13 protein-coding genes are annotated in these 18,742 nt (G+C 75.8%); 12 read left to right on the forward strand and 1 reads right to left on the reverse strand.

The features are described 5' to 3' along the window. The first annotated feature begins 7 nt into the window (after nucleotides 1-7). Nucleotides 8-1,492 (forward strand): NAD(P)/FAD-dependent oxidoreductase, encoded by a 1,485-nt coding sequence (locus ACWFQ8_RS04290; protein WP_453784649.1) that lies wholly within the window; start codon nucleotides 8-10, stop codon nucleotides 1,490-1,492. Nucleotides 1,493-1,558: 66 nt separating this feature from the next. On the opposite strand, the gene ACWFQ8_RS04295 is transcribed toward ACWFQ8_RS04290, so the two are convergent. Continuing rightward, entirely contained in the window at nucleotides 1,559-2,554 is a 996-nt protein-coding gene (locus ACWFQ8_RS04295) for a trypsin-like serine peptidase (RefSeq protein ID WP_453784650.1), read from the reverse strand. A 250-nt stretch (nucleotides 2,555-2,804) separates the two neighbouring features. On the opposite strand from ACWFQ8_RS04295, the gene ACWFQ8_RS04300 reads away from it, so the two are divergent. The 11 genes from ACWFQ8_RS04300 to wecB all read left to right on the forward strand — a co-directional run bounded on the left by ACWFQ8_RS04300 (nucleotide 2,805) and on the right by wecB (nucleotide 18,650). Further along, nucleotides 2,805-3,500: a hypothetical protein gene (locus ACWFQ8_RS04300; protein WP_453784651.1), complete on the forward strand. Its 696-nt coding sequence runs from the start codon at nucleotides 2,805-2,807 to the stop codon at nucleotides 3,498-3,500. A gap of 344 nt (nucleotides 3,501-3,844) precedes the next feature. Further along, the gene (locus ACWFQ8_RS04305) at nucleotides 3,845-4,426 is read left to right on the forward strand and encodes a DoxX family membrane protein (protein ID WP_453784652.1); all 582 of its coding nucleotides are present in this window, start codon (nucleotides 3,845-3,847) and stop codon (nucleotides 4,424-4,426) included. Nucleotides 4,427-4,727: 301 nt separating this feature from the next. After that, nucleotides 4,728-6,026 carry a hypothetical protein gene (locus tag ACWFQ8_RS04310; protein ID WP_453784653.1) on the forward strand — a complete coding sequence of 433 codons (1,299 nt, stop codon included), beginning with the start codon at nucleotides 4,728-4,730 and terminating at the stop codon, nucleotides 6,024-6,026. Next, entirely contained in the window at nucleotides 6,023-8,089 is a 2,067-nt protein-coding gene (locus ACWFQ8_RS04315) for a VMAP-C domain-containing protein (protein ID WP_453784654.1), read from the forward strand. Before ACWFQ8_RS04310 ends, ACWFQ8_RS04315 begins: the two co-directional genes overlap by 4 nt. A 77-nt stretch (nucleotides 8,090-8,166) precedes the next feature. Beyond that, the gene (locus tag ACWFQ8_RS04320; RefSeq protein WP_453784655.1) at nucleotides 8,167-9,264 is read left to right on the forward strand and encodes an AAA family ATPase; all 1,098 of its coding nucleotides are present in this window, start codon (nucleotides 8,167-8,169) and stop codon (nucleotides 9,262-9,264) included. Continuing rightward, on the forward strand, nucleotides 9,261-13,043 hold the full coding sequence (locus tag ACWFQ8_RS04325; RefSeq protein ID WP_453784656.1) for an SAV_2336 N-terminal domain-related protein: 3,783 nt from the start codon (nucleotides 9,261-9,263) through the stop codon (nucleotides 13,041-13,043). The genes ACWFQ8_RS04320 and ACWFQ8_RS04325 overlap by 4 nt, the downstream gene beginning before the upstream one ends. Before the next feature lie 242 nt (nucleotides 13,044-13,285). Then, nucleotides 13,286-13,885 carry an acyltransferase gene (locus tag ACWFQ8_RS04330; RefSeq protein ID WP_453784657.1) on the forward strand — a complete coding sequence of 200 codons (600 nt, stop codon included), beginning with the start codon at nucleotides 13,286-13,288 and terminating at the stop codon, nucleotides 13,883-13,885. Nucleotides 13,886-14,317: 432 nt separating this feature from the next. Next, nucleotides 14,318-15,487 carry a hypothetical protein gene (locus ACWFQ8_RS04335; RefSeq protein ID WP_453784658.1) on the forward strand — a complete coding sequence of 390 codons (1,170 nt, stop codon included), beginning with the start codon at nucleotides 14,318-14,320 and terminating at the stop codon, nucleotides 15,485-15,487. Continuing rightward, complete coding sequence (locus tag ACWFQ8_RS04340; RefSeq protein ID WP_453784659.1) at nucleotides 15,484-16,257, forward strand: WecB/TagA/CpsF family glycosyltransferase; 774 nt, start codon at nucleotides 15,484-15,486, stop codon at nucleotides 16,255-16,257. Before ACWFQ8_RS04335 ends, ACWFQ8_RS04340 begins: the two co-directional genes overlap by 4 nt. Continuing rightward, nucleotides 16,257-17,513, forward strand: a complete 1,257-nt coding sequence (locus ACWFQ8_RS04345) for a nucleotide sugar dehydrogenase (RefSeq protein ID WP_453784660.1) — start codon at nucleotides 16,257-16,259, stop codon at nucleotides 17,511-17,513. Before ACWFQ8_RS04340 ends, ACWFQ8_RS04345 begins: the two co-directional genes overlap by 1 nt. Nucleotides 17,514-17,516: 3 nt before the next feature. After that, the gene (gene wecB / locus ACWFQ8_RS04350) at nucleotides 17,517-18,650 is read left to right on the forward strand and encodes a non-hydrolyzing UDP-N-acetylglucosamine 2-epimerase (protein WP_453784661.1); all 1,134 of its coding nucleotides are present in this window, start codon (nucleotides 17,517-17,519) and stop codon (nucleotides 18,648-18,650) included. The last annotated feature ends 92 nt before the right edge of the window (nucleotides 18,651-18,742 follow it).

Genomic DNA, 18,742 nt, shown 5'->3' on the forward strand with positions numbered 1-18,742 from the left:
CGGCGGTATGGGCGACGACGACACGGACAACCACCGGGAGAGCCGACCGGAAAGCCGCCAGGAGAGCCACCGCGAGGATCGTCCGGGGAACCGCCCGGAGGGCCACCCGGCGGCCGACCGCCACGCCGTGGTCCTCGGGGCCGGCCTGGCCGGGCTGCTCGCGGCCCGGGTGCTCGCGGAGCGGTTCGAGCGGGTGACCGTGGTCGAGCGGGACGAACTGCCCGAGGACGGTCCGGCGTTCCGGCCCGGGGTACCGCAGTCGCGGCACGTGCACGTGCTGTGGTCGCGGGGCGTCGAGCTGCTGGAGGAGCTGCTGCCCGGCATCACGGACGGACTCCGGGCCGGCGGGGCGGCGCTGCTGGACTCGCCCAGGGACTTCCTGTGGCTGAGCCCGGCGGACTGGTTCCGCCCGCTGCCCGGCGCCCGGATCCTGCTCGGCAGCCGCGAACTGCTCGAATGGACCGTACGGCGGGAGGTGCTGCGGGACGGGCGCATCCGCATCCGCGGCGGATCCCTGGCCGCCGGGCTCGTCGCCGGGCGGGACGGGCGCTCGGTGACCGGCGTGGAGCTGCGCGGCGCCGAGCCGCTCGCCGCACGGTTCGTGGTGGACGCGACCGGCCGGTCCTCCAGGGCCCCCGCCTGGCTCGCCGCCCTCGGCTACCCGGCGCCGGAGGTCACCCGCTACGACTCCCGACTCGGCTACTCCAGCCGCTACTTCGCCGTTCCACCCGGCCCCCGGCCGAGCTGGCGCGGCATGTACGTACAGGGGCGCCCGGACAGCCCGCGCGGAGGCGTGCTCGTCCCGCTGGACGGCGACCGCTGGCTGGTGACCCTGATCGGCAACGGGGAGCACGCGCCGCCCACCCGGGAGGAGGAGTTCCTCGGCTTCGCCCGCGGGCTGCGCAGCCCGGCCCTGTACGACGCCATCCGCGGAGCCACGCCCCTCTCCGCGCCCGTCGGCTTCCGCGGTACCGCGAACGAGCGGCGCCACTACGAGCGCATGGGCCGCTGGCCGGACGGGTTCGTCGTGCTCGGGGACGCGGCCTGCCGGTTCAACCCCGTGTACGGGCACGGGATGACGGTGGCCGCCCTGGCCGCCGACGTGCTGCGCCGGGAGATCCGTACCGAGGACGCGGCGGACATCCCGGCCTCGGCGCGCCGGATCCAGCGCCGGGCCGCGGCCGCCGCCGAGGTGGCCTGGCAGATCGCCACCAGCGAGGACATGCGCTACCCGGAGACGGAGGGCCCGCCGGCGGACCGCACGACGCGGCTCCTGCAGCGCTATATGTCACGGGTGATGGTGGGCGCCAATACGGACCCGGCCATCGCCGACCGCTTCTTCGGGGTGCTGTCGCTGTCCGCCTCGCCGAACACGCTGCTCGCACCGGCCACGATGCTCCGCGTCCTGTCCAAGTGGCGCTTGCCCGCCGCCCCGGCGACGGCCGCCTACCCGCCCCACCACGACCCGCCCGAGAGCCGGTCAGGCGGGTGAGGCGGCTGAGGCGGTGACGCGGCGACGCGGGGAAGCGGTGAGGCGGCCCTACGCTTCGGGGCGCGGTCATCCGCCACCGGCCACCCGGCCCTGCCGCGGCCCTGACACGGCGGCGGTGTCCGGGTTCTTGGTGGCGCGTTCGTACAGGGCCCGGACGTCGTCACCGAAGTAGGCGCTGTACGAGGTGCGTTCGTCGCCGCCGCCGTCGCGGCCGCCGACCACCCCGATCAGGGTGCGGCCGTCGGTCAGGACCGGTCCGCCGCTGCTGCCGTCCGGTACGCCCGCGCAGTCCAGCCGCAGTTGCGTCGGTCCCGCCGCGACGGCGGTGTTGCGGCAGTCCACCGGCTCCTCGGAGGCGTTGGGATAGCCCACGACCCGCGCCGGGAGGGGCAGTCGCGGGCGGAAGGCGATGGTCGGGGCGCCGGTGACGTCCTCCAGCCGCTGGCCGGGGTACCCGGGGCGGCGCAGCCGGACGAAGGCGACGTCGTGGTCGGGGTCCTGGTCCTCGATCCAGCGGGGGTCCACGTCGATCCGGGTCGGCACCCAGACACCGTACGGTGCGACCGCGTCGCGGTAGCCGGGCACGAAGGCGAGGTTCGTGCGGAAGCCGGCCCGGTACACGCAGTGGGCGGCGGTGGCGACGAGGTCGCCGCCGGGGGAGTGGACCACGACGCCCGAGCAGTGGTGGTCGGAGTCGGCGTCGGTGCCGGGGGAGAACAGCGCGCCGATCGCGGGCTCGGGCGCGGCGGGCCGGGCCTCCAAGGGGTCGGAAGGCCGCCACCCGCCGGACCGCCAGTCGGCGGGGCCGCCGCCGGCGCCGAAGGCCCGCGAATCCGTGGCCGGTTCCGGGTCCTCGTGGACGATCCCGTCGAGCACGGCGGAGGCGGTCCGGTCGGCGCGCTCCGGGTCCTGCTGGTAGACGCCGGCTTCCGGATCCCCGCCGGAGAGGTGGGCGACGTAGCCGCGCAGCTCCCAGAGGTACGCTCCGCCCCAGGCGAGCAGCGCGCAGACGCCGACGAGCAGGAGGACCCGTACGGCCCGCCCGTGAACCCTGCCGACCATGTCGCACTCCCGCCCCGCCCGCACCTGTGACCCATCTGTTCGATGAGGGTGCGCCGGGCCGGGTTCCGGACTTCGTACGTGTCCGTCCTCACAACTCGCGAGCCCGGAGCGGTGAACTGGACAAGCCGCGGCCGGGCGGACGACGATGCGGTGAAGAGTGCCGCGGGCAGTACCGGGGGCGGCGGGGAACACGCAGTCCTCCGGACGTGCTGCCGTGCGTCCCCGCACTGCCACGGAGGAACACCCCGAGATGAGCTTCGGCGACCCGAACAACCCCTACGGGCAGCAGCCCCCGCAGGGCCAACCCGGCTACGGATACCCGCAGCAGGCCCCGCAGGGCGTCCCGCCGCAGGGCGGTTACGCGTACCCGCAGCAGCAGGGGTACCCGGGCGCGCCGGCCGGCTACCCCGGCGCACCGCCCGCGTACCCCGGCGGGCCGCCGGGGTACCCCGGCGCCGGATACCCGGGCGGCCAGGTCGAGATGCCCGGCGGTGCGAAGGCCGCCCGCGTCATCCTCTTCGTCCTGGGCGGCCTGCAGATCCTGGGCGGTCTGGCCGTCTCCGTCGGCGGCGCGCTCTTCGCCTCGCTCTTCTCCGGCTCCTCCAGCTCCACGGCGCAGGACGTGGGCTCCGTCCTCGCCGTCGTGTTCGTGATCCTGGGCGTCCTCCTCCTCGGCCTGTCCACGTGGCCGATCCTGACGGCCGCCAAGATGAGCAAGGGCCGGGGCGGGGTCCGCGTCTCCGGCATCATCTACGGCTCGCTCCAGGCCCTCGGCGGCGGTTTCAGCCTCCTCGCCAACCTGGCCGCCCTCGGCGCCGAGACCCACGCGCCGGTCGGCACCTCCGTCTTCGGCGTGATGATGGCCGCGATCGGCCTCGGTCTCGGCATCTGGATCGTCGTCGGCCTGGCCAAGGCCGGCGACTACTTCCGGCGCCCGGCCTACTGAGACCCCCGCCGGCCGTACCCGCGCCGCAGGCCGCCTCCCGCGATCCCGGGGAGGGCGGCCTTCGCCGTACGGGCCGGGGGGCGCAGGTCCCGCGGGCCACGGCCGGCTCACGCAAGGGCCCGCGAGCACGCGGGCCGCGAACGCGCGAGCCCGCGGGGCGCGAAGGCCCGCGGTCCGCTGCCCCGCGGCCGTCCCGCCGTCGCCGTGTCGTCCGCCCGGTGGTCCGCCCGTGCCCCGTCCGGCGGATCTTGCGGCGGGCGGGGGGCCGCGGCGGCCGGAGCGGATACGTATGAGCGGACCCCTCCGCGCCGGCTCCGGCCGGGCCCACTCACCGGGAGACCTCGATGACCCGCATCAACCGACGTGACCTCGCCCTGCTCGCCCTGCGGACCGGTACCGGGGCGGTGCTGGTGGCGCACGGGACGCAGAAGCTCTTCGGCTGGTTCGGCGGGGCGGGCCTGGAGAAGACGGCGGCCGCCATGGAGCAGATGGGCTACCGGCCCGGACGCCCGAGCGCCGTCGCCGCCGGCCTGGGCGAGGCCGGCGGCGGGGCGCTGCTCATCCTGGGCCTGGCCACGCCGGCCGCGGGGGCGGCGGCGGCCGGGGCGATGGCGGGTGCGGTGGCGGTGCACGCCCCCGCCGGGTTCTTCGCGCAGGGCGGCGGCTTCGAGTACCCCGCCTTCCTCGGGTTCACCGCGGCCGCGATCGGGCTCGCGGGCGCGGGCCGGTACGCCCTGGACCACGCCACCGGTCACACTTTCGACCAGCCGTGGACCCTCGCCCTGGCCTTCGCCGGCAGCGCGCTCGCGGCCGGCGCGGTCGTCACCCGGCGCGCCAAGGCGGCGCAGGCGGAGGGGGAAGCACAGGCGCAGGCACAGGGAGAGGCACAGACGGAGGCGGACGCCACCGACGGGCAGGGCGCGTAGCGCGACGACCGAGGGGCGGCGCCGAGAACCTCCGCACCGAACAACGGCGCGAGCGCGCCCGTCGGCGACCTGCTGGTGCGCACCGGCGTCGCACCGGCGTCGCACCGGCGTCGCACCGGCGCAGGCAACAGCGCTGCCGCTGGGCCTGACCGACCGTCGATCCGTCCGTGCCGCTGGAGTGTGCCGCCCTCACGTCGGTGGCGGCCCCGGGGCGCCGAACCGGGCGTTCCGGGCCCCCGGTCGACCGCGCGGCGCTAGGGTGCCGAGCGGGGACGACTGTACGAGGGGGACGGTGTCGGCGATGCGTTTTCTCTTTGTCCACGGTACGGGCGTGCGGCGCGAGCGGCACGACACGCTCTTCGCGCTGGTCCGGGAGCGGCTCGCGGCCCGCTTCCCCGGGGCGGACGTCGACTCCTGCTACTGGGGGGACCGGTTCGGGGCGACCCTCGGCGCGGGGGGCCGGTCCGTACCGGGCCTGCGGCCGCTGCCCGATCCGGTGGACGCCGAGACGGCGGAGTGGGCTCTCCTGGTCGCCGATCCGCTGTGCGAGTTACGGGTGCTGGCGGAGGCGGGCTGGGAGACCGGGCCGCCCGGACCCGCCGGCGGCGACGAGGGCGGCGACGAGGACGGCGACGGTTCCGCGGACGGCTTCGGTAGCGCCTACGACGACGGCTTCGCGATGCCCGGCGTCCGGTCCGCCGGCGCCCGTGTGCTCGAACTCCTGGCCGCACTGCCGCCCGTGCCGGACGCGACCGACGGCGAGCTCGCCGCCCTGCTGCACGGGACCGGCCTCGCCGCCGGCTTCCCGGCCGCCCTGCACTCCACCGCCTGCTCCGCCGAGGCGGACCGCGCCGGTGCGCGCGCCACCGGGGACCCGCAGGCGCGGGAGCTGGCCACCGCCCTGGCCCGCGCCGTGACCGCCGCCGCCCTCGCCGCCGCGGGCGCCGACGCCGACTGCACCGGCGCCGAACGGGACCGCCTCGTCGAACTGCTCGTCACCCGCCTCGGCGGCGACGCCCGGGTCCCCGGCGCCCGCGTGGCGGCGGTCCTGGGGCGACTCGCCCAGCGGGTCACCACGCAGCCCCTGCTCAACGCCTGGCGCGGCTCGCTCACGGTCGGCGCCACCCCCGCGCTCGGCGACATCCTGCGCTACCAGGCCCGGGGCCACGACCTGCGGGACTTCCTGCACGCCCGGATCACCGCCGCACCGGGGCCGACCGTCCTCATCGGCCACAGCCTCGGCGGGATCGCCCTGGTCGACCTCCTCGCCCTGGCCGCCGCCCGGGGCGAGCCCGTCCCCGGCGCCGCCCTGCTCGTCACGGTCGGCTCGCAGGCCCCCTTCCTCTACGAGCTCGGCGCGCTGACCGCGCTCGCCCCCGGCGCGAAGCTCCCGTACGGCTTCCCGCGCTGGCTCAACGTCTACGACCGCCAGGACGTCCTCTCCTACCTCGCCGCACCCGTCTTCCCCGGCGACGAACGGATCAGCGACCACGAGATCGGCAGCCGGCAGCCCTTCCCCGCCTGCCACAGCGCGTACTGGAAACAGCCCTCCCTCTACCGGCGGATCGAGGAGGCGGTGGCCGAAGCGGAGATAGGGTGACGTCCCCCGGCCTGCTGCCCCCGGGCCTCGGACCGGGGCGCACCTTCGCGCTCGTCGCCGGTGTCGAGCGGTACGACATCAGCCATCGGTGGAACCTGCGCGGCCCGGCCCGCGACGCCCTGCGCTTCGCCCGGTGGCTGACCGGGCCCGGGGAGGTTCCGGCCGGCAACGTACGGCTGCTGCTGTCCCCGCTCGACGGGCCGGAGGCGCTGGAGTGGCCGGACTCCCCGGCCATGGCAGCGCTGCGGACGGCGTACCGGCCGGCGACCGAGGAGAACGTCAAGTCCGCGCTGCTCGACGAACTGCCCCAGTGCGACGGGGACCTGCTCTGGATCTTCTGGGCCGGGCACGGCTACCTCGGCCCCCGGCAGGAGCTGATGCTGCCCTGTGCCGACGCCCGCCCCGGTCAGATCCGCCACCTCAACCTCGACTCCGCGCTGCGCTGGTGGCGCACCGACCTCGTCAAGCAGCGGCGGTTCCCGCTCCAGGCCGCCCTCGTGGACTCCTGCCGGGTCGACGCGCCGCGCGACAGCCGGTGGAATTTCGGCGCCATCGACTACGGCGGTGGGAACGCGGTGCCGGGGCGCCGCCAGTTCCGGCTGTACGCCTCCCGCGAGGGCGAGGCCGCGCAGAACGACGCCGAGCGGGGCGCCGGCCGGTTCACGGAGGCGCTGCTCGGCGAACTCGGGGAGCGGTCCGTACGGGAGGGCGTCACCGGGCTCGCCGGCGCCGCCCGCAGCATCCACCGCACCTTCCGGGAACTGCGCGAGCGCGGCGAGGGCTGGCAGCTGCCGCAGTTCGTGGTGGACCGGGACTGGGACTCCTGCTCCTTCCTCGACGACGGCCTGCCCGGCGCCGCCCCCCGGCCGGCCCGGCTCGACCAGCGGGCCTGGGACGAGCTCGGTGCCCTCTTCGAGGGCCGCGAACTGCCGCGCGGCGCCCACGAGGCCTACGCCTGGGCGTTCAAGGCGGCGGGCTGCGCCGCTCCGGTGGGCGCCGGCCTGCCCGGGGACACCCTGCTGGAGGTGGTCCAGGACCTCGACGAACGCCAGGGCGGCCGGAGCGGGATGCCCCTCGCCGTGCCCTTCGTACGCTGCCTCGCGGACCGGGCCGCCGAGGCGGGCCACGCGGCGTGGGCGCTGCGGCTGCGGGACTGGGTGGACGCCACGCGCCACCGGCTCGCGCTGCCCGTGCTGGCGCCGCCACCGCCCGCGCCGCGCAGGACGGCCGTGCACGTCCGGCTGGAGGTGCCGCCGTCCGGCGAGGACGGGTACCTGGCCCGCATCTGGCTGCGGGGCGCACGGGCCGACCACGTCTGGGAATCGGAGCGCGCCCCGGTCGCACTGGACGTCGTACGCGAGGAGCTGGTGCGGCAACTCGACCTGATCGGCGAGGGGTCGGGGCCGCCGGACGACACCGCGCCGCAACGGCCGTCGTACGGCGCGGTGGACCGGATCGAGTTCCACGTGCCGTACGAGCTGCTGGAGGCCGAGTTCGACCTGTGGCCGGTGCCGCGCGGGCCCGGCGGCCGGGTCCGCGCGCTCGGCCTGCTGTACCAGGTGGTGGTCCGGTGCCCGCAGGAACGGGCCGGCGCCCGGGCCGAGTGGCACACCGCGTGGCGCTGGCTGTGCGCCCGGGGCGGCCGGCATCCCGAAGCCGTCCGGGTGGTGGGGGACGGCGAGGTCACCGACACCCTCGGCATGGAGCTGGCGGCCGGACCGGCGCCCGCGTGCGTCCTGGCGCACACCCGCGCCGGTCCCTATGACGGGCTGCTGGAAGCGGTACTGGAGGGGGGAGTGCCGGTGGCGGTGTGGCGGCGCGGGGGCGGCGTGCCGGAGCCCGCGCTGCTGGACCTGCTCGCCCCGGCCGGACCGGACGGCCGCCCCGACCCCGGCGCGCTGGACGTGCTCGGCCTGCCCGCGCGGGTGCGGGAGGTGCGCCGGGCGGCCGCCGGCGCGGTCACGGGCGCCGCGCGCGCCCGGCAACCGGTCGCGGGGGGAGACCGGTTGGTGCTGCTGTGGGACGATCCCGACGACGTGCCGGGCCTGCGCTCCCTGACCTGAGCCCGGCGCCCGCCCCCCGCCCGGGGCCTTTCCGAGCCCGTTCCCCTCCCGACCACTGACAGACGGCGACACCGACGATGGAGGCAGAGGCAGTGGCGAAGGACTGGTGGCTGTACCACGGCACCGGCGCGGGCGCGGACCGCTGCGCCCGTCTGGAAGGCGTATCCCCGCCGCCCTGGCGGGACTTCACCGGCACGCCCGACACCCGCTACGCGCCGCCCGGGTGCGCGGGGCCGGCGTGGGAACGCACCCGGCGGCGCGGGGAGGGCTACGTACCCGGCGAGCAGGAGAAGGACGTCGTCAACACGGCCCTGCACCTGCGCAGGCCGCTGCTGATCACCGGGAAGCCGGGCGTCGGCAAGTCCACCCTCGCCTACAGCATCGCGGCGGACCTGGGGCTCGGGCCCGTCCTGCACTGGCCGATCACCAGCCGGACCGTACTGCGGGACGGGCTGTACCTGTACGACGCCATCGGGCGGCTCCAGGAGGCCGGGCTGGAGCAGCTGCGCACGCCGGGCGCGGCGGCGGCCGTGGTCCCGGGCGCGGCGTCGGGGGTCGCCCCGCCGGACGCTCCCGCCCCCGCCCCGTCGATCTCCCGCTACCTGCGGCTCGGACCGCTCGGTACCGCCCTGCTGCCGCAGGACCGGCCGCGCGTCCTGCTCGTGGACGAGATCGACAAGAGCGACATCGACCTGCCCGGCGACCTCCTCACCGTGTTCGAGGACGGCGGATTCGACATCCCCGAACTCGCCCGCCTCGCCCAGGAGGACCCCACCGTCGCCATCGGCACCGACGACGACCCCGAAGCCGCCGTACGCATCACCCAGGGCCGCGTCCAGTGCCGCTACTTCCCGGTCGTCGTCCTCACGAGCAACGGGGAGCGCGACTTCCCGCCCGCCTTCCTGCGCCGCTGCGTCCGCCTCCACCTGGAGCCCCCGGGGCCGGAGAAGCTCGCCCGGATCGTCCGCCGCCGCCTCGGCGTCGACATCGAGGAGGTCGAGGAGTACCAGGAGCTGGTCAGGAGCTTCCTCGAACGCGCGGAGGACGGGGACCTGGCCACCGACCAGCTCCTCAACGCCATCCAGCTCCGGCTCGCGGGAGCCTGGTCGGCCCCCGCGGACCGCGACCGGTTCCTCTCCACCGTCATGCAGCACCTGACCGGGCCCACGGCGTGATCGAGAGGCTGATCGCCGCCCTCGCCGGCGCCGTCCCCGGTAACGGGGACGGTGACGGGGACGGCGGGCCGAGCCCGGCGATCGGGGCGGAGGAGATCGCCGACATCCTGTGGCTCGCGGCCCGGGTCGATCCCGCCGGGGGCCGGGCGTCCGCCCCCGCCGACCCGGCGGCCGATCCCGCGGCCGGGCCCGGACCGCCGCCCGACCGCGGACCCGTGCCGCCGCCGACGTGGCCGCCGACCGGACGGACCCCGGGGGAACCGGCCGTGGAGCTCTTCCCGAACACCGTGCGCGGCCCGGCGGGAAAGCCGGCGGACACCGGCGGCGGCCGCCGCGGTACGCCCCTGCGGCTGCCCCGCACGGCCGCCCTCGACGACCCGCTCGGCCTGATGCGCGCCCTGCGCCCGCTCGGCCGCCGCTCCATCGGCGGGCCGGGGGACGCGTTGGACGAGCAGCTCACGGTGGAACGCAGCATCGAGCGGATGGTGCCGACCCCGGTCCTGCGCCCCGCCGAGAGCCGCTGGCTGGACCTCGCCCTGGTCGTCGACGGCCACCACTCCATGCTGCTCTGGGCCGACCTGGTGGACGAACTGCGCCGGGTGCTGACCCGCAGCGGGGTGTTCCGCGACGTACGCACCTGGCAGCTGACCGGCACCGGACCCGGCGGCACCCCGACGGTGCGCCACGGCCGGGGAGGTCCGCCCCGCCGTCCCGCGGAGCTGGCCGACCCGGCGGGGCGCCGGCTGATCCTCGTACTCTCCGACACCGTCGCGGGCGGCTGGCGGCAGGCCCCGGTGCAGGACGTGCTGCGGCAGTGGTGCGCGCACAACGCGGTGGCCGTGCTGAACGTGCTGCCCGAACGGCTGTGGACGCGCGGGGCGGTCGAGCCCGTCCCGTTCGCCCTGCGCGCGGACCGGCCCGCCGCCGCCACCCGTGCCTGGCAGCGGATCCCGGTCGTCCGCCGGGCCCGCGGCGCCGGCGCCCGTACCGCCCGTACGGGCGCCGGCGTCCGTACCGCCGGTGCCCGGGACCGGTCGGGGCGCGGGCACGGCGCGGCGGTCGTGGCGCCGGCGGTCGTGGTCCCGGTGGTCGGGCTCGCACCGGGGAGCCTGGGCCGGCTGGTGCGCGTGGTGTCCGGGGACGGGCGGTGGCGGCGCCTGGCCTGCCTGCGGCTGGACGCGGAGCGGGGCGCGCCGCCGCGGGCCGACGCCGGAGCCGATATGCCGGACGACGTGCCGGGCGACGCGCCGGACCAGGGTCATGACGGGCTGGAGGCGGTGGAGCGGTTCCGTGCGAGCGCCTCCCCGACCGCCCAGCAGCTCGCCGCCCACTTGGCCGCCGTACCGCTGACCCTGCCCGTCATGACCCTGGTCCGGCGCTCCCTGCTGCACGACGCGGAGCACGGCCACCTGGCCGAGGTCGCCCTCGGTGGTCTCTTCGCGCCCTGGACCGCCGAACAACCGCCGGACGAGACGGAGTTCGAGTTCCGGCCCGGCGTACGGGAGGCCCTGCTCGGATCGCAGCTGCGCGGCGACGTGGCCGCCGTACGGGAACTGGTGCGCCACCGGGTCTGGGAGTTCATGTCCCGCAACCGGGGCGGCGGCCCGGACTTCTCCGCGACCCGGGTCACGGCGGGGCAGCCGGGCCGCAGACCCGTGGCCGAGGGGGCACTGCCGTTCGCGGCGAGGCCGGGGCCGGAGCCGGACACGGTGCCCCCGCCGGATCCGGGACTCGGGGCGCGCGTCGTACGGGTCCGCTTCGAACCGGCGCGGGAGTCCCAGGAGGTCGGCACGCTGCTGACGCCCCGGCTGGTGCTCACGGTCGGGGACGACCGGCTCGGGTCGAACGCGGTCGCCTGGGTCCGGGCGGGCCACCGGGAGGCGCTCTGCCACCCCGCGTGGTGGGACGACGCGTCCCCGCGGGTGTTCCTGCTGGTGGCGGACCGGGACCTGGTGGACCCGGGGACCTGGCCCGATCCGCTGCCCTGGGCGGAGCCGCCGCAGGGCCCGGAGCGGGTCCGCGTCGACGGGTGTCCGGACCAGGGCGGGGCGGTGGCGCTGACGGCCGAGGTGGCGCCGTACGAGCGGGCCCGCAACGGCGAGCTCGTCCGGCTGTCCGCCGAGCCGGACGGCTGGACGCACTACCGGGGCGGACCCGTCTCCCGCGACGGGAGGCTGCTCGGGGTCGTGCACGGGGTCTGGCCCGACCGGATGGTGTTCCTGTCGGGCCACGCCCTGCTGGAGCAGCCCGGCTTCCGGGCGGTCCTGGACGCGCACACGACGGCGCCGGGGCCGGGGGAGAGGGAGGAGGCGGTCTCCCTGGTGGTGACGGCCCGCCCGGGGGCGGGAGCGCGGACGACCGGCGGGACGCGTCCGCTCGCCGTCCTGTTCCGGAAGCTGCTGCTCGACACCGAGGTGAGCGGGCAGGTCATCGAGACGGACACCCCGTCGGAGTTGCTGGTCACGGTGGACGCGCCGGCAGCCCTGGCGGAGGCCGGTCGGCTGCTGTCCGAACTGCCGCGACGGCTGGAGCGGGCGGCAGCGTCGTCACCGCCCCTGCCGACCCCCCTCGGGGTGACCGTCGGCGCGGGCCCGGGCCGGCCCGACGAGGAGGCGGACCGCCCCGGCGGGCTGGAGCGGGCGGAGGCGGTGCGCCTGGCCGAGGTCCCGGAGTTCCGGCGGCGGCCGTGGCCCGTACCGCGCTCCCTTCCGCTCCACCTCGTCCTGTCCCCCGCCCTGTACCGGGACCTGCGGAGCCTGCTCCCGCCCGCCGTACGGGCCGCCCTCGTGCCCCTGGCCGGCGGGGCCGGGGGCTGGCTGTGCGTCGGTGACCCCGGCGAGCTGGGCCGCGCGTTCGCCGAGGCCGCCCGGCTGCGCGACACGGGCCCGGAGTGGCCGCACTGCGGGCTCGCCTCCTCCTCCGAGGCGCCCGGATGCCTCGGGATCCGTCCGCCGGGCTACGGCCGCTGCCTGGCCCACCTCGGCCACGCCGAGCAGGAGGCGTTCCTCGCGACGCTCGGCCCCGGGTCGCCGGTGGACCTGCGGGGCACGACCTTCGAGCACCGGCTGCTCCAGCGGGTCCTGGACGCCGTACGGGAACCGGGCACCCGGCGCGTACGGCTCGGGCGGGCCGAGTTCGGCCGGGCGCGGTTCGTGGACGGCTGGAACGCGCGGGGCGCCGAGTTCTCGGGCCGGGTCTCCTTCGACCGGGCGGCCTTCGCGGGGCGGGCGCTGTTCCACGAGGCGGCCTTCGAGGGACGGGCCTTCTTCGACGGCGCGGTCTTCGAGCGCACCGCCGCGTTCGACCGGAGCCGCTTCGGCCGGCCGGCCAGGTTCCGGGGCGCGGTCTTCGGTGGCGCGGCGGGCTTCACCGACGCCGCCTTCCTCGCCGAGGTCTCCTTCGCCCGGGCGGTCCTGGAGGACGCGGCGGACCTGGACGGGGTCCGGGCGGCCGGGTCGGCGGACTTCACCGGTACCGCCTTCCGGGGGCCGACCGGGCTCAGCCGGGCGGTCTTCGAGGAAGCCGCGACCTTCTCGCACGCGTCATGGGAGGACGGTCTGGTGGCCGACGGGACCGTGTTCGAGGGCCCGGTCGCCTTCGACGCCGCCGCCTTCACGGGCCGGGTGCGCTTCGACGACGTGCGCTTCCTGTCCGCCACGGACGCCGAGCTGCCCTCCGCGGGCCGACCGGACCGCTGGGAGGTGGAGCGGCTCCCGGGCCGTGCCTTCCGCCTGCGCCTGCTCGACGAAGGGGACGAGGAGGAGCCGCCCGCGGACTGACCGGGGCGGCTCCCGCCGGCCCCTCACGCTCCCGGGTGCGCCCCCCGAAGCGGGCGGACGGGTTTCACCACCAGCGCCCCCGAATGCGCCGTGCGCCCGGGCGTGCTGCCGACCGGGTGTCCGGGGCTCCAAGTCCGGTGCGTGAACAGTCGGTTGATCCACCGGTGCGGGCGGTGGGGCGCGCCTATGCTCGGGCGAGCGTTCGTACGTCCGTGCCTCGCGAACCGTAAGGGGACCGCCCGGTGAGTGTCCGTATTCAGCCCTCCTCCCAGGTCGACGAGAGCGCCGAGCTCGGGGAGGGGACCACCGTCTGGGATCTGGCGCAGGTGCGGGAGGACGCCCGGCTCGGGCGGGGGTGCATCGTGGGGCGGGGGGCGTACGTCGGTCCGGGCGTGCGGATCGGGGACCACGTGAAGCTCCAGAACTACGCGCTCGTCTACGAGCCCGCCGTACTCGCGGACGGGGTGTTCATCGGTCCCGCTGCCGTGCTCACCAACGACTTCTACCCGCGCGCGGTCGACCCCGACGGGCGGCAGAAGCGCGGCGGCGACTGGGAGGCCGCCGGGGTCGTGGTGGCCGAGGGTGCTTCCCTCGGGGCCCGGTCGGTGTGCGTGGCCGGGGTGCGCGTAGGGCGGTGGGCGCTCGTCGCGGCCGGGGCCGTGGTGTCCCGCGACGTGGCGGACTTCGCGCTCGTCGCGGGGGTGCCGGCCCGCCGGATCGGCTGGGTGGGGCGGGCCGGGGTGCGCCTCGTGGAGCGCGAGGACGAACCGGGCGTATGGGAGTGCCCGCGTACCGGCGCGCTGCACGACGAGAAGGACGGCACGCTCACCGAGCGCACCTGACGGTACGTCGGCGACTTGAGTCACCGGCATTTCCTCAAAAGCGCAATCAACGAACATCCGTGGGCATACCTTGTCCCTGTACACGGGATCTGACCAGGCAACGGCCTGTGTTCAGTGGGGGGTTGTACACGACGAGGGCATCGCGGGCAGGGTGACGGCCGGCGCGGGAGACCGCGCCCGTCCGCCGCTGCCGCCTGCGCGTGCTCCGGTCCGCGGCATCGCTGGGGGGTCCAGTCGCCGGCCGTCGGACGGTTCGCGCCGTCGGTGGGAGCACACCGCCGGGCGCGGGCGCCGTCATGCGCGATCCCCCTCCACGGAACGACGACCGCCAGGTCCGTCCGAGGAGAGATCAGAGGGGGTAGGTGTGTTGGAGCCGTACAGCTCGGACATGCGAGGTGCGCACAGCACCGGGGGAACCGGGGTGGGATCCCGATGACCGCCACGCGATTAGCAACACTGGCCCACGAGGCCCCGCCGCTGCACGCCCTCGCCGAGCGATTGCTCGCGCTGGCCGAGGCGGGACTGCCCGCGATGTACCTGCCGGGCGCCGAGACCTTCGTGTTCACCCGGGCGGGGACCGTCTCGCCCGAGGGCGTCCGGCGGCTGGAGGCCCGCGGTACCAGCACCCGGTACGCGGCCATCACCGCGCTGGGCGCCCGGTTCCTGCCCGAGGACCGCCAGCGCGCCCTGTTCGGCGGACGCACGGCCGAGGAGTTCACGGGACTGCTGGTGCAGCGCCTGCCCGGCGTGAGCAACCTCGGGGACGCGGCGCTCGTCGCCTGGGCCGCCGCCGAGACCGGCCACCCCAAGCTCTCCGACGCCCTCGACCGGGTGGCCGCCCTGGACCTGCCCGGGAGGCCGCAGTACACCGTCGAGGCGGCCTGGGTGCTGTCGGCGCTCGCGGCCGCCCGCGCCACCGTCGACGTGGAGGACCGGATCGGCGCCGCCCGCGCCCGCCTGCTGGCGGCCCGGACCGGTGACGGGCCGCTCTTCGCGCACGCGACCGGGCCCGGGCTGGTGCCGGGGTACCGGTCCCACGTGGCCTGCTTCGCCGACCAGACCTATCCGCTCCAGGCGCTGGCCCGGCTGCACGCGAGCGGCCCCGACCCGCAGGCCCTCGCGGCCGCCGACGCCTGCGCCGCCCGCATCTGCGCCCTGCAGGGGGACGGCGGGCAGTGGTGGTGGCACTACGACTCCCGCCACGCGACCGTGGTGGAGGGCTATCCGGTCTACAGCGTCCACCAGCACGCGATGGCCCCGACCGCGCTGTTCGACCTGGCCGAGGCCGGCGGCACCGACTTCGGTGCGGCCATCCGCCGGGGGCTGCGCTGGATGGCGGACGTACCCGAACTGACCGGGCCCGCCGGAGCCCCCCGCGAGCCGATGATCCGCGAGGACTTCGGCGTCACCTGGCGCAAGGTGTACCGCGGTGACCCGAAGAAGGCCGTCCGCGCCGCCCGCGGGCTCACCACCCGAATCGCGCCGCAGGCGCGGCTCGCCCCCCTGGACCGGCTCTTCCGCCCCCTCGCGGTGGACCGCGAGTGCCGTCCGTACGAGTTCGGCTGGATGCTGTTCGCCTGGCTCGGGGGGCCGCGGGGATGACGACGCGAAGAAGGGTCCTCTTCGGGGTCGAGCTCGACGCCCTGACCATGGACGAGACCGTGGCCCGCTGCCTCGACGCCGTGCGGCGCGGCGAGCGCATCGAGATCGGCATGGTCAACGCCGCGAAGCTCGTCAACATGCGGCGCGACCCCCGGCTCGCCGAAGCGGTCGGCGGCTGCGACCTGGTCCTGGCCGACGGCCAGGCGGTGGTCTGGGCCGGCCGGGTCCTCGGCGTGCGGCTGCCGGAACGGGTCGCGGGCATCGACCTGTTCATGCGGCTGCTCGCCGCCGCCGAGACCGCGGGCATCTCCGTCTACCTGCTCGGGGCCCGCAAGGACGTCCTGGAGCTGATGCTCGGGCAGATCGCCGAGCGCTTCCCCGAACTGCGGGTGGCGGGCAGCCGCAACGGCTACTTCGACGACTCCGAGCAGGAGGCCGTCGCCGAAGCGATCGCCAAGAGCGGCGCCCACCTGCTGTTCCTCGGCATGACCTCGCCCAAGAAGGAAATCTTCACCGCCGGGCACGGCGAGCGCACCGGCGCCCACGTCGTGCACGGCGTCGGCGGCTCCTTCGACATCCTCGCCGGCATCACCAAGAGGGCGCCCCTCGGCTGGCAGCGGCTGGGACTCGAATGGTTCTACCGCACCCTCCAGGAGCCCCGCCGCCTCGGCAAGCGCTACCTCACCACCAACGCAGCCTTCCTCCTCATGACGGTCCGCGAGCTCATCCGCCGCTCGCCGTCCGCCCGTTCCGCGAACAGGAGTCACTGATGCGCGTCCTCGTCGTGGGACAGGGATACGTCGGACTGCCGCTGGCCATCCGCGCCGCCGAGGTCGGGCACCAGGTGATCGGTTACGACGTGGACGCGCGGCGGGTCAAGAGCCTCGCCGCCGGCGAGTCGTACGTGGAGGACGTGTCCGGCGAACGGCTGGTACGGGCGCTGGAGCGCGGCACGTACCGGCCCAGCGAGCTGGCCCGGGACTGCGGCGGCTTCGACGTCGCGGTCGTCACCGTGCCGACGCCGCTGACGGAGGGCACCCCCGACCTCCGCCACATCGAGGAGTCGGCGCGCACCCTGGCCCGCTACCTGCGCCCCGGCGCCACCGTCGTGCTGGAGTCCACCACCTACCCGGGCACCACCGAGGAGCTGTTCGCACCGATCCTGGAGGACGGGTCCGGCCTGACGGCCGGAGTCGACTTCCACCTCGGCTACAGCCCCGAGCGGATCGACCCCGGGAACGCGGTCTGGGGCTTCCAGCAGACGCCCAAGGTCGTCTCGGGCGTCGACCAGGCCTCGCTGAAAGCCGTCGAGGCCTTCTACGGGGAGCTCGTCGACACCACGGTCCCGGTGGGCTCCCCCAAGGAGGCCGAGCTCGCCAAACTGCTGGAGAACACCTTCCGGCACGTGAACATCGCGCTGGTCAACGAGATAGCGATGTTCGCCCGCCACCTCGACATCGACGTGTGGCAGGCCATCGAGGCGGCATCGAGCAAGCCCTTCGGCTTCATGAAGTTCACGCCGGGCCCGGGCGTCGGCGGACACTGCCTGCCGATCGACCCCTCGTACCTGTCCTGGCGGGTGCAGCGCGAGCTGGGCCAGAGCTTCCGCTTCGTCGAGCTGGCCAACGACATCAACAGCCACATGCCCGAGTACGTGACCCGCCGGGTCATGGACGCGCTGAACGCCAAACGCCGCTCGGTCAACGGCTCCCGGATCCTGCTGCTCGGGCTGGCGTACAAGAAGAACACCGGCGACGCCCGGGAGTCACCGGCGGTGCGCGTCTCGCAGCTGCTCCTCGACATGGGGGCCCGCGTCCGCGCGGCCGACCCGCACGTGGTGGAGAACATCACGGTCGACGCCCGTCTCGTCCGCGTCGAACCGACGCGCAAGGAGCTGGCCGCCGCCGACGTCGTGGTCCTGCTCACCGACCACGACTCCTTCGACTACGACCTGGTCACCGAGCACGCCTCCCTCCTGCTCGACTGCCGCAACCGGCTGTCCGGACCGACGGTGGAGGTGCTCTGAGACATGACCGGACCCACCAGGATCGTGTGCGTCGCCGGAGCACGCCCCAACTACATGAAGATCAAACCGGTGATGGACGCACTGGAGCGCCGCGGCGCCGAGGTGGTCCTCGTCCACACCGGCCAGCACTACGACGAGTCCATGAACGACGTGTTCTTCCGGGACCTCGGCATCCGCACCCCCGACCGCTACCTGGGTGCCGGATCCGGCACCCACGCCGAACAGACCGGCCGGGTGATGGCCGCCTTCGAGCCGCTGCTCGCCGAAGTGGCCCCGGACGCGGTCGTGGTCGTCGGCGACATCAACTCCACCGTGGCCTGCGCCCTGGTGACCGCGAAGGCCGGCCCGCTGCTGGCCCACGTGGAGGCCGGCCTGCGCAGCCGCGACTGGGGCATGCCGGAGGAGGTCAACCGCGTCGTCACCGACCGGCTCAGCGACTACCTGCTGGCCCCCTCTCCCGACGCGGCCGCGAACCTGCGGGCGGAGGGCTACCGGGAGGACCAGATCCACGTCGTCGGCAACGTCATGATCGACACCCTCCTCGCCAACCTGGACCGGGCCAGGCGCTCCGACGTCCTGGACCGCTACGGGCTGACCAGGGGCGAGTACGGCCTGGTCACCCTGCACCGGCCGGCCAACGTGGACGATCCCGCGGCGCTCGGCGGCCTGCTCAAGGCCCTCGGCGAGATCGCCGGCCGCTGCCCGCTGCTGCTGCCCGTGCACCCGAGGGCCGCCCAACGGCTGGCGGACGTCGGGGTACCGGGCGGGATCAGACTCGTACCGGCCGCCGGATACCTCGACTTCATCGCCCTGCAGGACGCCGCCCGGGTGGTGCTCACCGACTCGGGCGGCATCCAGGAGGAGACCACCGTCCTGGGCGTGCCCTGTGTGACGCTGCGGGAGAACACCGAGCGCCCCGTCACGGTCGAGGAGGGCACCAACGTGCTGGCGGGCACGGACCCGGAGCGGATCGTGGCCACCGTCCACGGGGTGCTCGACCGTCCGCCCGCGCCCCGCTGCCCCGAACTGTGGGACGGCCGGGCGAGCGAGCGCATCGCCGAGGTGCTGCTGGGCGGCGGGACCGCCCGGACCCGGCCGCGGCCCACCGACCTCGTCCCCGACCGGTCCACCGGCTGACCGACCGATCCACAGGCTGACCGGCCGGCTGGTGGATCGGCCGGCCGACCGCCACTACCACCGTATCCAGCGCGATGACAGAGCGGCCGCGC

The sequence above is a fragment of the Streptomyces sp. NPDC055254 genome (genome assembly GCF_053606025.1).

Coding starts and splice junctions, on each gene's coding strand:
- ACWFQ8_RS04290 (WP_453784649.1), top strand. CDS start 8: ATGGGCGACGACGACACGGACAACCACCGGGAGAGCCGACCGGAAAGC.
- ACWFQ8_RS04295 (WP_453784650.1), bottom strand. CDS start 2,554: ATGGTCGGCAGGGTTCACGGGCGGGCCGTACGGGTCCTCCTGCTCGTC.
- ACWFQ8_RS04300 (WP_453784651.1), top strand. CDS start 2,805: ATGAGCTTCGGCGACCCGAACAACCCCTACGGGCAGCAGCCCCCGCAG.
- ACWFQ8_RS04305 (WP_453784652.1), top strand. CDS start 3,845: ATGACCCGCATCAACCGACGTGACCTCGCCCTGCTCGCCCTGCGGACC.
- ACWFQ8_RS04310 (WP_453784653.1), top strand. CDS start 4,728: ATGCGTTTTCTCTTTGTCCACGGTACGGGCGTGCGGCGCGAGCGGCAC.
- ACWFQ8_RS04320 (WP_453784655.1), top strand. CDS start 8,167: ATGGAGGCAGAGGCAGTGGCGAAGGACTGGTGGCTGTACCACGGCACC.
- ACWFQ8_RS04335 (WP_453784658.1), top strand. CDS start 14,318: ATGACCGCCACGCGATTAGCAACACTGGCCCACGAGGCCCCGCCGCTG.
- ACWFQ8_RS04340 (WP_453784659.1), top strand. CDS start 15,484: ATGACGACGCGAAGAAGGGTCCTCTTCGGGGTCGAGCTCGACGCCCTG.
- ACWFQ8_RS04345 (WP_453784660.1), top strand. CDS start 16,257: ATGCGCGTCCTCGTCGTGGGACAGGGATACGTCGGACTGCCGCTGGCC.
- wecB (WP_453784661.1), top strand. CDS start 17,517: ATGACCGGACCCACCAGGATCGTGTGCGTCGCCGGAGCACGCCCCAAC.